At 65.3% G+C, this 13,638-nt stretch carries 17 protein-coding genes; 12 read left to right on the top strand and 5 right to left on the bottom strand.

Features of this window, described 5'->3' with window-relative positions; all coding sequences use genetic code 11:
• Nucleotide 1: 1 nt before the first annotated feature.
• A complete protein-coding gene (gene cpaB, locus CAF53_RS04335) occupies nt 2–1,021 on the bottom strand; it encodes a Flp pilus assembly protein CpaB (protein WP_100238688.1) in 1,020 nt (339 codons plus the stop codon).
• Nucleotides 1,022–1,072: 51 nt separating this feature from the next.
• The gene (locus CAF53_RS04330) at nt 1,073–1,546 is read right to left on the bottom strand and encodes a prepilin peptidase (protein WP_046764929.1); all 474 of its coding nucleotides are present in this window, start codon (nt 1,544–1,546) and stop codon (nt 1,073–1,075) included.
• A gap of 42 nt (nt 1,547–1,588) precedes the next feature.
• On the opposite strand from CAF53_RS04330, the gene CAF53_RS04325 reads away from it, so the two are divergent.
• Genes CAF53_RS04325 through CAF53_RS04315 form a run of 3 tightly spaced genes read left to right on the top strand, consistent with a single transcriptional unit; the run spans nt 1,589 to nt 3,885 of the window.
• Nucleotides 1,589–2,584 (top strand): alpha/beta hydrolase, encoded by a 996-nt coding sequence (locus CAF53_RS04325; protein WP_100237431.1) that lies wholly within the window; start codon nt 1,589–1,591, stop codon nt 2,582–2,584.
• A complete protein-coding gene (locus CAF53_RS04320) occupies nt 2,581–3,684 on the top strand; it encodes an FAD-dependent oxidoreductase (protein ID WP_100237430.1) in 1,104 nt (367 codons plus the stop codon). The genes CAF53_RS04325 and CAF53_RS04320 overlap by 4 nt, the downstream gene beginning before the upstream one ends.
• 24 nt (nt 3,685–3,708) lie before the next feature.
• Nucleotides 3,709–3,885: a DUF1508 domain-containing protein gene (locus CAF53_RS04315; protein ID WP_084733219.1), complete on the top strand. Its 177-nt coding sequence runs from the start codon at nt 3,709–3,711 to the stop codon at nt 3,883–3,885.
• A gap of 23 nt (nt 3,886–3,908) precedes the next feature.
• Here CAF53_RS04315 and rnhA read toward each other — a convergent pair whose 3' ends face one another.
• From rnhA to ispH, 3 genes are read right to left on the bottom strand one after another with little or no spacing between them, the layout of a single operon-like run.
• Nucleotides 3,909–4,355: a ribonuclease HI gene (gene rnhA / locus CAF53_RS04310; RefSeq protein WP_046764754.1), complete on the bottom strand. Its 447-nt coding sequence runs from the start codon at nt 4,353–4,355 to the stop codon at nt 3,909–3,911.
• Nucleotides 4,352–5,344, bottom strand: a complete 993-nt coding sequence (gene thrB, locus CAF53_RS04305) for a homoserine kinase (RefSeq protein ID WP_100237429.1) — start codon at nt 5,342–5,344, stop codon at nt 4,352–4,354. Before thrB ends, rnhA begins: the two co-directional genes overlap by 4 nt.
• 4 nt (nt 5,345–5,348) lie before the next feature.
• A complete protein-coding gene (gene ispH, locus CAF53_RS04300) occupies nt 5,349–6,308 on the bottom strand; it encodes a 4-hydroxy-3-methylbut-2-enyl diphosphate reductase (protein ID WP_100237428.1) in 960 nt (319 codons plus the stop codon).
• A 155-nt stretch (nt 6,309–6,463) separates the two neighbouring features.
• Between ispH and CAF53_RS04295 the strand changes: the two genes are divergently transcribed.
• From CAF53_RS04295 to tatC, 9 genes are all read left to right on the top strand, one after another.
• Nucleotides 6,464–7,072: a hypothetical protein gene (locus tag CAF53_RS04295; RefSeq protein WP_046764751.1), complete on the top strand. Its 609-nt coding sequence runs from the start codon at nt 6,464–6,466 to the stop codon at nt 7,070–7,072.
• 107 nt (nt 7,073–7,179) lie between these two features.
• Nucleotides 7,180–8,907: an arginine--tRNA ligase gene (gene argS, locus CAF53_RS04290; RefSeq protein ID WP_046764750.1), complete on the top strand. Its 1,728-nt coding sequence runs from the start codon at nt 7,180–7,182 to the stop codon at nt 8,905–8,907.
• 19 nt (nt 8,908–8,926) lie between these two features.
• On the top strand, nt 8,927–9,643 hold the full coding sequence (locus CAF53_RS04285) for an SPOR domain-containing protein (protein ID WP_100237427.1): 717 nt from the start codon (nt 8,927–8,929) through the stop codon (nt 9,641–9,643).
• A 51-nt stretch (nt 9,644–9,694) separates the two neighbouring features.
• On the top strand, nt 9,695–10,708 hold the full coding sequence (gene nagZ, locus CAF53_RS04280; protein WP_100237426.1) for a beta-N-acetylhexosaminidase: 1,014 nt from the start codon (nt 9,695–9,697) through the stop codon (nt 10,706–10,708).
• A 3-nt stretch (nt 10,709–10,711) separates the two neighbouring features.
• Nucleotides 10,712–11,494: a ScpA family protein gene (locus CAF53_RS04275; RefSeq protein WP_046764747.1), complete on the top strand. Its 783-nt coding sequence runs from the start codon at nt 10,712–10,714 to the stop codon at nt 11,492–11,494.
• An 11-nt stretch (nt 11,495–11,505) separates the two neighbouring features.
• Nucleotides 11,506–12,099 (top strand): SMC-Scp complex subunit ScpB, encoded by a 594-nt coding sequence (gene scpB / locus CAF53_RS04270; RefSeq protein WP_100237425.1) that lies wholly within the window; start codon nt 11,506–11,508, stop codon nt 12,097–12,099.
• A gap of 29 nt (nt 12,100–12,128) precedes the next feature.
• Entirely contained in the window at nt 12,129–12,380 is a 252-nt protein-coding gene (locus CAF53_RS04265) for a twin-arginine translocase TatA/TatE family subunit (protein ID WP_046764745.1), read from the top strand.
• A gap of 29 nt (nt 12,381–12,409) precedes the next feature.
• Nucleotides 12,410–12,850, top strand: coding sequence for a Sec-independent protein translocase protein TatB (gene tatB / locus CAF53_RS04260; protein WP_100237424.1), 441 nt, complete (start codon nt 12,410–12,412; stop codon nt 12,848–12,850).
• A complete protein-coding gene (tatC, locus tag CAF53_RS04255) occupies nt 12,847–13,632 on the top strand; it encodes a twin-arginine translocase subunit TatC (protein ID WP_100237423.1) in 786 nt (261 codons plus the stop codon). The genes tatB and tatC overlap by 4 nt, the downstream gene beginning before the upstream one ends.
• The last annotated feature ends 6 nt before the right edge of the window (nt 13,633–13,638 follow it).

Below are 13,638 nucleotides of genomic sequence, written 5' to 3'. Positions count from 1 at the left end.
CTTACTTCCCCCCGACCGGAACGACGGTCACGCTGGTGCCGCGAGCGACGCGGATCACTGGGCCCTGGCCGGCAATGCTTCCGCCGATGGGCACGCCCACCGCCGGGGCACCGCCCGCGCCCATGGCCTGCAAAGGCTTGGCGGGGACGCTGCTGCGCTGGTAGCGCGAGACGTCGGCGCCTGTGGAATAGGTGCTGCCCTTGTCGACCGGACGGGCCGAGAGGCTGGCGAGCAGCTTCTTTTCGGCATTGGGATTGCTGGCGGCGGACAGGTCGACATCGCTGCCCGCGATGGCCGCATCCAGTTCAGAGCTGTTGTCGGCCAGCGAACGCAGCGACAACGAGAGTGAACCGATGGTCTGGGCGACCGCGATCTTTTCCGCGATCTTGGGCGTCACTTCGATGGTGACGTTGGAATAGGTCTGGACGACGGGCTTGCCGTCCGCGCCCAACGCGTCCATGCGCTGGTCGGTGGCGAGCACGCGCAGATTGCGCAGGATGGTTTCGGAAACCTTGAGCGGATCGCCGTCGCCGCCGCCGCTGACGCTTTGCGTGAGCATCAGGTCGACGCGGTCGCCCGGGAAGACGAAGCCCGCGACCGAATTCTGCGCCGATACCGGAACCGTCACGGCGCGCATGCCGGGCCCAAGGGCGGCGGCCAGGAAACCGCGCTCACCCGGCTTGATCACCGAACCCAGCGTCATCGGCTGGCCGGCGGAAATGGCGGTGCGGATGACGCTGCCCACCAGCTTCTGCGGATCGGACTGGCCCTTCAGATAATAGGCCTGTTCGATGAGATCCTTGGGCCAGGGCTGGAAGCGGAAGCTCTCAGCGTCCAATATGGTGCCCACCGGCAGGGCCTTGGTCGCGACCAGCACATGGGGCTGGTCCGCCTCGACCGGCATGGACGATGCGCCCGCCTGCGGTGTGCTTGACGAACTCAGCATGTTGCGTGCAAGCAAGGCTGTAGTGACCGCTATGATAAGCGCCCCCACCAGCAGCACGATCTTCTTGGCATCCATGATGAAATTCGCCTCCCTCAATCAGACGAGTTGCGTCTGAGCCCCTTCGTTTCACGCAAATTGGTTAATATATCGTTCGCCAAGCAGCCAAAGCGCCGCGACCGATATGGCTATGCCATAGGGGATTTGCGGCTGCCCCAGCCGCCGGGTCATGCGATGGTGCACGACCGTCACGATGGTGACGATGCCCCCCAGCACCGCCATCAGCATCAGCATGGTCAAGGTTGCCTGCCATGGGAACCAGAGCGCCAGCGCGCCCAGCAGCTTCACGTCGCCGCCGCCCATGCATCCAAGCGCGAACAGCAGCGCGAAGGCGACGAACACGATCAGCGCCACCAGCAACTGCACCGCCATGCCCGGCCACAGCGGTAGGCCGCAGGCCAGCCACCAGAACGGCGCCAGCGCGGCCACTGTCAGGTTCAGCCGGTTGGAGATGATGCGCGCCCGCAAATCAGTGACCGAAGCCACGATCAGCAGCAGTGCCAGGGCGCCGATCAGCGCCATTCTGAAAATATCCCCCGTCATGAGTTCGAAACTGTAGACCCGATGGCTTACCAAAGCGTAACCATGCCGCCGATGGATTCGCCCCGCTTCGTTACCCCGCCTTTCGACCGCCGCGCGTGGCCCATGGATGGGCGGCTGGATTATTGGAACGCGCCCTCCAGCCCAGACGAATCCGGCTGGCCGTTGCGGCGCTATCGGCTGGGCAGTGGAGCGCGCGGGCGGATGCTGGTGCTGGGCGGCCGGGGCGACATGATCGAGAAATATCTCGAAGTGATCCACCATTGGGCCGAACGCGGCTGGGCCGTTACCAGCTTCGACTGGCGAGGACAGGGCGGATCGGGGCGGCTGACCGATGATCCGCTTTGCGGGCATATCGAGGATTTCGGCCAGTGGATTGCCGATCTCAACGCCTTTACCGCCGACTGGCGGGCGGAAGGGGAGGGGCCGACGGCGATTGTCGCGCACAGTATGGGCGGGCATTTGCTGCTCCGTGCGCTGATCGAGGGGATGGGGGCCGAGAGGATGATTGCGCCCGATGCCGCGGTGACGGTCGCACCGATGATGGGCGTGCACAGTGCGCCCCTGCCCCGTTGGCTGGCCGTGGCCATTGCCGAGACGATGTGCGCCCTGGGTTTTGACCGGAAACAGGCCTGGACGCAGAAGGAGGAGTCGGAACGGCAGCGGCATATGCGGCAAAAGCGGCTGACCCATGATCCGGAACGCTATGCCGATGAACTGTGGTGGCGCGACCATAGCCGCGAAGTGGCGCTGGGGCCGCCGAGCTGGAGATGGGTCGAACAGGCGCTGCATTCGACTCATCTCCTGGCGACGCAACCGGGGCTGGAACGGATCGCGGTGCCGCTGCTGATGCTGGCGGCGCGGAATGACCGGCTGGTATCGACCCCTGCGATCAGGCGGACGGCGGCGCGGGTGCCGGGCGCGCGGCTGCATGTTTATGGGCGTGAGGCAGCACACGAGATATTGCGCGAGTTGGACCCGGTACGGCTGGATGCTTTGGCGCGGATCGACGGCTTTCTGGATGAAGTCGCGCCCCGATGAACCGGCCCGATATCGTCATCGTCGGCGGCGGGATCGCCGGGGCGAGCCTGGGTGCGGTGCTGGCGGCGCGGGCGCGCGTGCTGCTGCTGGAGATGGAGTCGAGCGCGGGCTATCACGCCACGGGGCGCGCGGTTTCCTTCTGGGAGGAAACCTATGGCGGGCTGGCGGTCCAGCCTTTGACCACCGCATCCGGACCGATGCTGGCCGCGCCTGATCCGGAATTTTCAGAAGCGTCGTTCCTCTCGCCGCGCCGGACATTGCACGTCGGACGGGCGGGCGATGCGATGGCGCGGGACCGGCTGATGGCGGAGTTCGGCGGCAAGGTGGTCCTGCGCGCGGTCGATCCGGCCGTGCTGGTGCCGGGATTGCGGCCGGACTGGACGCTGGGCGTGCTGGAGCCGGGGGTTTGCGACATCGACGTGGCGGCGCTGCATGCGGCTTGGTTGCGGCAGTTCCGGCGGCATGGTGGCGAGGTGCGGCTGGGAACGGCGTTGCGGCGGGCCGAAGCGCGGGGCGGCGGCTGGCGGGTCGAAACGGATCAGGGTGCGATCGACTGCGGCCTGATCGTCAATGCGGCCGGCGCCTGGGCGGACGATGTCGCCAAAACCTGCGGCGTGGCGCCGATCGGCATCACGCCGCTGCGGCGGACGGTGGTGCAGTTGCGCGTGCCCGCCATGCCGTCGGCCGATCTACCGCTGGTCATGGATCTTGGCTCGCAATTCTATTTCAAGCCGGAGGGTGAGGGGCGCGTCTGGCTCACCCCGCATGATGAGGAGCCGTCGGTCCCCTGCGATGCTGCGCCGGAGGAACTGGCGGTGGCGCAGGCGATCGCCCGTTTCCAGGCGGTGGTCGACTGGCCGGTCGAGGCGGTGGAGCGTAAATGGGCGGGACTGCGGAGCTTCTCCCGCGACCGGGCGCCGGTCTATGGGTTCGATCCGGCGGTTCCGGGCTTCTTCTGGTTTGCGGGGCAGGGTGGTTTTGGCATCCAGACGTCGCCTGCGGCGGCGATTCTGGCTGCGGGCATGATCGGTGGCGGGGCGTTTCCCAAGGCGGTTGCCAGCATAGATGCCGCAGTCTATTCTCCGTCCCGGTTTCGGTAACGCAACAAGTCCGGGAGATCGGCCGTGGCGCACAAGTTCGTGATCGAGAAGAATAAAGCTGGTGAGTTCGTCGCCAAGTTCAAATATAATAGCGAAACGATCTTCTGGACCGAAGGCTATGCCAACAAGGCGGGCGCGAAGAATGCGATCGACTCGATCCTGAAGAACGGGCCGGGCGCGGCGGTCGAAGAGGCGGAATAGGGGGTTTACCCGACCCCGCTTCCTCACCCGCGAAAACTTTCCGCCGCGGCGCAGGCAAGCTGGTCGGCGCGTTCGTTTTCGGGATGGCCGGCATGGCCCTTGACCCATTGCCACGTCACCTTGTGGCGTGCGGCGGCCTTCACCAACAGCTGCCAGATTTCGGCATTTTTGACCGGCTTCCTGTCGGCGGTCTTCCAGCCGTTCTTCTGCCAGCCGAAGACCCATTTGGTGATACCGTCCATCACATATTTGCTGTCGGTGTAGAGCGTCACCCGGCAGGGGCGCTTCAGCGTTTCCAGCGCCTGCACCGCCGCCATCATTTCCATGCGATTGTTGGTGGTCTGCGCCTCTCCGCCCGAAATTTCCCGTTCCTTGTCGCCAAAGCGCAGCACCGCGCCCCAGCCGCCGGGGCCGGGATTGCCCTTGCATGCGCCATCGGTGAAGATTTCGACCTGGGGCAGTTCGCTCATGCGCCGAGCAGGTCCGCCGGATCGGCGCCGGCGTAGAAATCGAGGCGGCGCAGATAGGCGAGGGGATCCTTGCGTGTCACCATCGCGTCGGCGGGCGTGTTGATCCAGTCATAGGCGCGCGTCAGCAGGAAGCGCAGCGCCGCACCCCGGCACAGGACCGGGAAGGCTGCGCGTTCGGCTTCGCTGAGGCCGTGGGTCGCCGCATAGCCCGCACCCAGTGCCGCAGCGCGATCCGCGAACCAGGTCGCGCCATCATTGCTGAACACCCAGGCGCTGTGGGTGACGGCCAGGTCATAGGCGCGGATGTCGGTGCAACTGAAATAGAAGTCGATAAGGCCCGTCACCTCATCGCCCAGCATCAACACATTGTCGGGGAAAAGGTCTGCATGGATCACCGACCGGGGCAGGTCGGCGGGCCAGTGCGCGTCGAGGAAGGCCAGTTCCTGCGCCACGCGCGCGCCGAGGCCGGGAGCGATCCGGTCGAAATCCCCGCCGCATTTTGCCGCCAGATCGTGCCAGCCGGGGAGGTCGAGGGCATTGTGCCGCTGCGCGGTGAAGCCCTGCGCGGCGCGATGCATCTCGCCCAGGGCTGCGCCGGCGGCGCGGGCCTGGCCCACGGTCGGTTCGGTGACGGAAATGCCGGTCAGGAACTCGATCAGGCAGGCCGGGCGCCCGGCAAGCTGCTGGAGCCGCTTGCCTTCCCTGTCAGCGATGAAGCGGGGGACGAGGCAGCCGCGCGCGCCGAGATGATCGAGCAGGTCCATGAAGAAGGGCAGGTCGGCTTCATCCACCCGCTTTTCGTAGAGCGTCAGGATATAGCGGTGGCCCCTCCCGGAAGCAGAAGCGCCATCGGCGCCGGTTGTCTCGAGGAGGTAGTTGCTGTTCTCCACCCCCTCGGCAATGCCCTTGGCGGACACGAGGTGGCCGACGTCATAGCGGGCGAGGAAGGCGTCGATCTCTTCGGCGGGAACATGGGTGTAGACGGCCATGGATTTACGCCGGCTCCAGTCCGCGGGGGAGTTTGAAGGAGATGCTTTCGCGCGCGGTTTCCACCTGCTCTTCCGTCAGGTCGAAGCGTTCGCCGATCCGGTCGACGACCTCGCGCACCAATATTTCCGGAGCGGACGCGCCTGCGGTGAGGCCCAGGGTACGCACGCCCTCCAGCCAGGCGAAATCGATCTCTTCGGCACGTTGGATCAGGCGGGCGGGGGTGCCTTCGCGTTCCGCCACCTCGACCAGTCGCAGCGAATTGGAACTGTTGGGCGCGCCGATCACATAGACCGCGTCGCAGGCGGAGGCGATCGCCTTGACCGCCGCCTGGCGGTTGGAGGTGGCGTAGCAGATATCCTCGCCCCTGGGCGCGTGGATCGCCGGGAAGCGGCGCTGGAGCGTCGCAACGATGGCGGCGGTATCGTCGACCGAGAGCGTCGTCTGTGTCAGGAAGGCGAGATTGGCGGGATCGGCGGGGGCGAAGGCTTCGGCATCCTCCACCGTCTCGATCAGGGTCATATGGCCCGCATCGACCTGGCCGAAAGTGCCGATGACCTCCGGATGGCCCTTATGGCCGATGAAGAGGATATGGCGCCCCGCCTCCACCTGCCGCTCGGCCTGTCGGTGGACCTTGCTCACCAGCGGGCAGGTGGCGTCGAGATAAGAGAGGCCGCGTTCCTCGGCCTTAGCGGGAACCGCCTTGGGCACGCCATGGGCGGAAAACACCACCGGCACGCCGTCGGGCACCTGATAGAGTTCCTCCACGAAGATCGCGCCTTTGGCCTTCAGGCTGTCGACCACGAACTTGTTATGGACGATTTCATGGCGGACATAGACCGGCGCGCCATATTTCTCGATCGCCCGCTCGACGATGACGATGGCGCGGTCGACACCGGCGCAAAAGCCGCGCGGGGCGGCGATCAGCAGTTTCAGGGCAGGAGGGGCAGGGATCGGAGACGTCATGTCGTGCGGCTTAGGCGAATGTGGCCTGGGAGGAAAGCGGCTTCCTCTGGGTCGCGTGCGGTTTGAGTTGCGTGGGGAGTGGGCTATGGATAAGAAGCCCAACGCCTGTTCCCAAGGGATTGCCTGTGACCTTTTCTCGAATTGCGCTGACCGGAATGCTTGCCCTGGCCCTCGCCGGCTGTTCGCAGCGGGGTGAAATCGACCCGACCGGCGGTATCGTGGCCGTACGATCGGCCTGTCCGGTGGCGGCGATCCCGGCCCAGACCGGGGATGTCACCCTGTTCAATCCGGTCGGCAGCACCGACGCCCGCGCCATCGACGTTGTGGCGGACATCACCAATTTGCGGTCGACCTGTTCCGACGGCGAGCAACTGTATACCGAGGCGACCTTCACCGTGAACGCCCGCCGCAGCGATGCCAGCGCGGCTCGGCAGGTGACGCTGCCTTATTTCTCTGCCGTGGTGCGGGGTGGCAATGCCGTCGTCGCCAAGCGTATCGGCCAGGTGACGCTGGATTTCCCGGCCGGCCAATATCGCGCCAGCGTGAACGCCAAGGCCGGGTCCTATGTCAACAAGGCCGCCGCGACGCTGCCTGAAACCATCCAGGCGATGATCACGCAGAAGCGCAAGGCAGGCGATGCCGACGCCGCGATCGATCCCTTCGCGCAGCCAGACGTCAAGGCGGCGTTGCAGCGAACCAGCTTCGAGTTGCTCGTGGGGTTCAACCTGACCCCGGATCAGCTCCGTTACAACGCTACCCGTTAAGCCCGTTTTACCGTTCGGGCTGAGACTGGTCGAAGCCCCTTTCTTGAGGAACAGGGTAGCCTTTCGACAGGCTTGGAACGAACGGTCTTTGCTAGAAAGTTCGTTCCGTGTCCCTGTATAACCGCTTCACCGCCCATCTCGACGCCGTACTCGACGCGCTGGAGGCCGATGGTTCGCTTCCCGGCGGCCTCAACCGCAAGCCGGTGACGGTCGAGCCGCCGCGCGACCCCAGTCATGGCGACCTGGCCACCAACGCCGCGATGGTGCTGGCGAAGCCGGCCGGCACCAATCCGCGCGCGCTGGCGGAAAAGATCGTCGCGGGGCTGGAGAAGCTGGACGAGGTGGAGGGCGCCTCCATCGCCGGGCCGGGCTTCATCAACCTCCATCTCACCGATGCCACCTGGCGGGCGGAACTGGCCGCGATCCATGCGGAAGCGGACGATTATGGCCGTTCGGCCAGCGGCGAGGGCGTGACCGTCAACGTCGAATATGTCTCCGCCAACCCGACCGGTCCCATGCATATGGGCCATTGCCGGGGCGCGGTGGTGGGCGATGCGCTCGCCACGCTGCTGGAGCATGTCGGACACAAGGTCATCCGGGAATATTATATCAATGATGCGGGGGGGCAGGTGGATGTGCTCGCCCGGTCGGCGCATGTCCGCTACGCGCAAGCGCTGGGCGAGGCCGTGGGGGAAATCCCCGAAGGTCTCTATCCGGGCGATTATCTGGTGCCGGTCGGGCAGGCGCTGGCGGCCGAATTTGGCGACCGATATGTCGGCGCGCCGGAGGGCGAATGGCTGGTGCCGTTCCGCACCCGCGCCGTCGCCGCGATGATGGAGATGATCCGCAGCGATCTCGCCCTGCTGGGCATCCATCACGATATCTTTTCATCCGAAGCCGAGTTGCAGGCGGCGGGCAAGCCCGAAGCCGCCGAGAAGTGGCTGCGCGCGCACGACCTCGTCTATGACGGCGTGCTGGAAGCGCCCAAGGGCGAGACGCCGGAGGATTGGGAGCCGGTCGAACTGCCGCTGTTCCGCTCGACGAAATTCGGGGACGATCAGGACCGTCCGATCAAGAAGTCGAACGGCAGCTGGACCTATTTCGGCGCCGACATGGCCTATCATTTCCAGAAGGCGCAGACGGCGGACCAGTTGATCGACATCTGGGGCGCCGACCATGGCGGCACGGTGAAGCGCATCCAGGCGGCGGTCGCCGCGCTGACTGAGGGAAAGGCGCGTTTCGACGTCAAGCTGATCCAGATGGTCCGCCTGCTGCGCGACGGCGAGCCAGTGAAGATGTCCAAGCGCGCGGGCAATTTCGTGACGCTGGCCGACGTCGTGCGCGAGGTCGGCAAGGATGTGGTCCGTTTCACCATGCTGACGCGTAAGGCCGACGCGCAGATGGACTTCGACTTCGCCAAGGTAGTGGAGGCGTCCAAAGATAATCCGGTCTTCTACGTCCAATATGCCCATGCGCGGATCAGCTCGCTCGGACGGCGGGCGGAGGAAGCCGGGATAGGCCTGCCTGCGCCCGACCTGTCCCGCCTTGGGACGGAGGAACTGGGGCTGGTGAAGCTCGCCGCGCAGTTCCCGCGCGTGGTGGAGGGGGCCGCTGCGGCACGTGAGCCGCATCGTATTGCCTTCTATCTCAATGACTTGGCTTCGGCATTCCATGGCTGGTGGAACCTGGGCAACGACAACCCGCAGGCGCGGGTCATTCTGACGGATGATCCGGCCACTACCTCTGCGCGGCTTTTCTTGAGCCGGGGAATCGGGCAAATCATCCGCAATGGCCTCGCGCTGATGGGCGTTGCGGCCCTGAATGAGATGCAATGACCGGCGGAGTTTTGGACTGATGGGCGACTATGTGCGGGGACGGCTGGACCTGGACGACGATGAACGTCTGCCCTGGCTCGAACCCGCCATCGAGGATGAGGAGGAGCAGGGGCTGTCGCCATTGCGACTGCTGGGCTTCATCCTGTTCGGGCTGGCACTGATCGGCGCGGTCGTCGCGGGCGTGTGGCTGATCCAGAATCACTCCGGCGACGCCAGCGGTGAGGGCAAGCTGATCGCCGCTCCGGCCGGCGAGTACAAGATTCCGGCCAAGGAAGCCGACGCCAAGAAGTTCGATGGTGAGGGCGACGCCAGCTATGCCGCCAGCGAGGGTGTGGCGCGCGACGGGCGAATCGATCCGACTCGGGTGCCGGAAGCGCCGATCACGCCGACGGGCGCGGCTGGCAGCGCCAAGGCCGCGATGTCCGGCAAGCCCGCGCAGAGCGTGACGGCCAAGGTGGCCGACGAAACCAACATCAAACCGGTCGCGGCGGCGGCCCGCGCCTCCGGCGGTGGCACCATCCAGCTTGGCGCCTATGGCAACCAGGCCTTCGCGAAGGATGCATGGAAGCGGCTGTCCAAACGCTTCACCTATCTGGAGCCGCTGCCCATGTCGATCGAACAGGCGGAGGTCGGCGGCAGCACCGTCTATCGCCTGCGCGCGGCGGCGGGCGGGCAGGCCAGCACGCTCTGCGGTAAGCTGAAGGTGGCGGGCGAGAGCTGCATGGTGGTGAATTAAAGGGTCCGAAACCCCTTCGCAGCGGGCTGTCGAGCCGCTACCATTCGCCCCATGAAACCCGTTATCTTCGGCCTTTCCGGCGAGACACTGACCGCGGATGAGCGCGCCTTCTTTGCGGCCGCGGAGCCCGCGGGCTATATCCTGTTCCGGCGCAATATCGTCGACAAGGACCAGCTTCGGGCGCTGACCGACGATCTGCGCGCGCTGCATGGCCGCGACGATCTGCTGATCATGATCGATCAGGAAGGGGGGCGGGTCGCCCGGATGCAGGCGCCGGTCTGGCCCAGCTTCCCGCCCGGCTCGGTGTTCGACCGGCTTTATGAGGTCGCGCCGTCCAGCGCCATCGCCGCCGCCCGTGCCAATGCGCGGGCCATTGCGACCACTCTGGCGGAGGTGGGGATAAGCGTGGATGCCCTGCCTTTGCTCGATGTCCGGCAGGACGGAGCGAGCGACATCATGGGCGACCGGACGCTGGGCGCCGAGCCGATGCGTGTCGCGGCACTGGGACGGGCGGTGATCGAGGGGCTGGCAGACGGCGGCGTGGTCGGCATCGTCAAGCATATGCCGGGCCATGGCCGGGCGATGGTCGACAGTCATCATGAACTGCCGATCGTCACTGCCGACGAGGAAGCGCTGGCCGTCGACCTGGCGCCGTTCCAGGCGTTGAAGGACGCGTCCATGGGGATGACGGCGCATGTCGTCTATACTGCATGGGACCCGGACTTGCCCGCCAGCCTGTCGCCCTCGGTGATCGAAACGATCATCCGGGGACGCATCGGTTTTGACGGGCTGCTGATGTCCGACGATCTTGACATGAAGGCGCTGAAGGGCAGCATCCCTGAACTGGCGGTGGCCACGGTGGCGGCGGGGTGCGATCTGGCGCTCAATTGCTGGGGCCGGATGGACGATATGGTAGGCATTGCAGACCTGCTGCCGGAGATCACGGGGCAAGCCAGGGCGCGGCTGGATCGGGCGATGGGGTCTACGCATCGGCTGATGGATGGACCGTCGCTGGAGGAATTGCTCGCGACCCGCGATGCGCTGCTGGCGCCGGTCATGGCCTAAAGAGTGGACGATCTTTTCACGCCTCCGGCCATGCCCCGGCCCGAAACGCTCACCGTCAGCTTCGAGAGCTGGGAAGGGCCGCTCGACCTGCTGCTGGCGCTGGCGCGGACGCAGAAGGTCGACCTGCGCGAAATCTCCATCCTCGCGCTGGTCGAGCAATATCTCGCCTATATCGAGGGTGCGCGGAAGCTGAAGCTGGAACTGGCGGCCGATTATCTGGTGATGGCGGCTTGGCTGGCCTATCTCAAATCGGCGCTGTTGTTGCCCAGGGAGGCGCAGCCCGAACCCAGCCCCGAGGAATTGGCGTTGCGGCTGCAATTGCGGCTCCAACGATTGCAGGCCATGCGGGAGGCGGGCGCCCGGCTGATGGCGCGGGACCGGATCGGCCGCGACGTTTTCGTGCGGGAGAAACCCGAAGGCCTGCGCCTTGTCCGTAAGGCGAAATGGGCGGCGAGCCTGTTCGATCTGATCCAGTCCTATGGCCAGATTCGCGCACGGACCCAGCCGGTCGTGCACATGGTCGCGGTGCGTCCGGTGATGACGCTGGACGAGGCGATCCAGCGGGTCGGTACGTTGGTCGGTGCGGCGATCGACTGGACCGCGCTTGAAGCCTTCCTGCCGACCGGGCAGGATGGGCCGATGGCCCGATCGGCGCTTGCCAGCAGCTTCGTCGCCGCGCTGGAACTGGCGCGGCAGGGACGGCTGGAAATCCAGCAGGAGGGGATTTTCGAACCCATATTCCTGCGTGCCGCCGTGCCGGAACCGAGTGCGGGGCGCCTGTTGTGAACCAAGATACTGTGATGGAAGAACCGGATGATTTCCTGCGCGCGGTGGAGGCTGTGCTGTTCGTGTCGGAACAGCCGCTGACGCTGACCGAATTGAAGCTGCATGTGGGCGAGGCGGGTGATCTGCCCTCGGCGCTCGCGACGCTCAGCGATCATTATGCGGGGCGCGGCATCAACCTGGTCGAGCGCGGCGGGCGCTGGCATTTCGAGACGGCGGCCGACCTTGCCCATATCCTGCGCCGGGAAAAGGACGAGACCCGAAAGCTGTCCCGCGCCGCCATGGAGACGCTGGCGATCATCGCCTATCATGAGCCGGTCAGCCGTGCCGAGATCGAGGCCATTCGCGGGGTTCAGGTGGCGAAGGGCACGCTCGATGTGTTGATGGAGGCCGGTTGGGTCCGCCCCGCCGGGCGCCGAGAAGTACCGGGACGGCCGCTGATTTATGCGACGACCCTCGAATTTCTGTCACATTTCGGGCTTAGCAGCCGCCGCGACCTGCCGGGCATCGACGATCTGCGCGCTGCGGGTCTGCTTGATCCCGTCGATTTGGCACTTGAGGGTCTGGGCGCCCAATCCGTTGTGGAAAATGACGAGGAAGAGGCTTAGATAGGCGGCAGTTTCAGGAGAAAGTTAAAATGGGTTCCTTTTCGCTGATGCACTGGGTCATCGTTCTCCTGGTGGTCATGCTGCTGTTCGGTGGTGGCCGGATTTCCGGGTTGATGGGTGATGTCGCCAAGGGCATCAAGAGCTTCAAGAAGGGCATGGCGGACGATGACGATGATGTCGCGGCGGCCAAGCCCGCGACGCGTATCGAGGGCCATCGCGTGCCGGAACAGGACGCGCCGGGTGCCACGTCAAATTCGGCAGACGAAAAGACCAAGGCCTGATTTTCCTCCGGCCGGGGCGGTAGGCACGCATGTTTGGTATCGATTCGTCTGAACTTCTGGTGATCGTCATCATCGCGGTGATCGTCATCGGCCCCAAGGACCTGCCGCGCGCGCTTTACAAGGTGGGGCAGATCGTCGGGAAGGCGCAGGGCATGGCACGCCATTTCCGCACCGGCATCGACGCGATGGTTCGCGAAGTCGAACTGGAGGAACTGGAAAAGAAATGGGCCGCGCAGAACAAGCGGATCATGGAAGAGCATCCGCCCGAAACCGCCGGGGAACCGGAGGCGCTGCCTGCGCCAGGCGCTGAAACGGCTGCTGGGGACGTGCCGCCTTTCGTGGCCGAATCGGCGCCGGTCAGCGATGCGCCGCCTTCTCCCGCGCAGGTCCAGCCTGCGGCCGACGGCCCGCCCTATGTCGCGCAGGAGCCGGCCGCAGCCTATTCACACAAGGGCGATGCCGCCGCATGAAGGATATTGACGACAGCAAGGCGCCACTGCTCGACCATCTCATCGAGCTGCGTGGACGGCTGCTCAAATGCGTCTATGCGCTGTTCATCACCGGCGCGATCTGCTTCTATTTTTCCGAGCAGTTGTTCGCGATCCTGGTCCATCCGCTGAAGGAAGCCTTTGGCGACGGGGGTGGTCGGCTGGTCTATACCAAGCTTTACGAAGCCTTTTTCGTGCAGGTGAAGATCGCGGTTTTCGGCGCTTTCTGCCTGTCCTTCCCGATCATCGCGAACCAGCTCTGGGCCTTCGTCGCGCCGGGCCTGTATGCGAAGGAAAAGAAGGCGCTGCTGCCCTTCATCATCGCCACGCCCTTCCTGTTCGCCATGGGAGCGAGCCTCGCCTATTTCGTGGTGATGCCGACCGCCTTCCATTTCTTCCTGGAATTTCAGGGGAACAGCAGCGGCTTGCAGGTGGAGGCGTTGCCGAGTGCCGACGCCTATCTGGGGCTGGTGATGCAATTCATCCTGGCTTTCGGGATCAGCTTCCTGATGCCGGTGCTGCTGATGCTGCTCAATCGCGCCGGCTTTGTGAGCCGGGCGCAATTGATCGGCCTGCGCCGCTATATGATCGTTGCCGCCTTCATTCTGGCGGCGGTGCTGACCCCGCCCGATGTGGTGTCGCAGCTCATGCTCGCGATTCCGCTGCTGGCGCTGTATGAAATCACGATCATCGCCATATGGTTCACCGATCGGAAGCAGGCCAAGGAACTGGCCGCGACGGAGGCGGCCGACGCTGCGGGCTAAAGCGAA

The sequence above is a fragment of the Sphingobium sp. LB126 genome (assembly GCF_002795205.1).
In the GTDB taxonomy this organism is placed as follows: Bacteria; Pseudomonadota; Alphaproteobacteria; order Sphingomonadales; family Sphingomonadaceae; genus Sphingobium; species Sphingobium chungbukense.
This window is presented reverse-complemented; position numbering and strand designations above follow the sequence as displayed.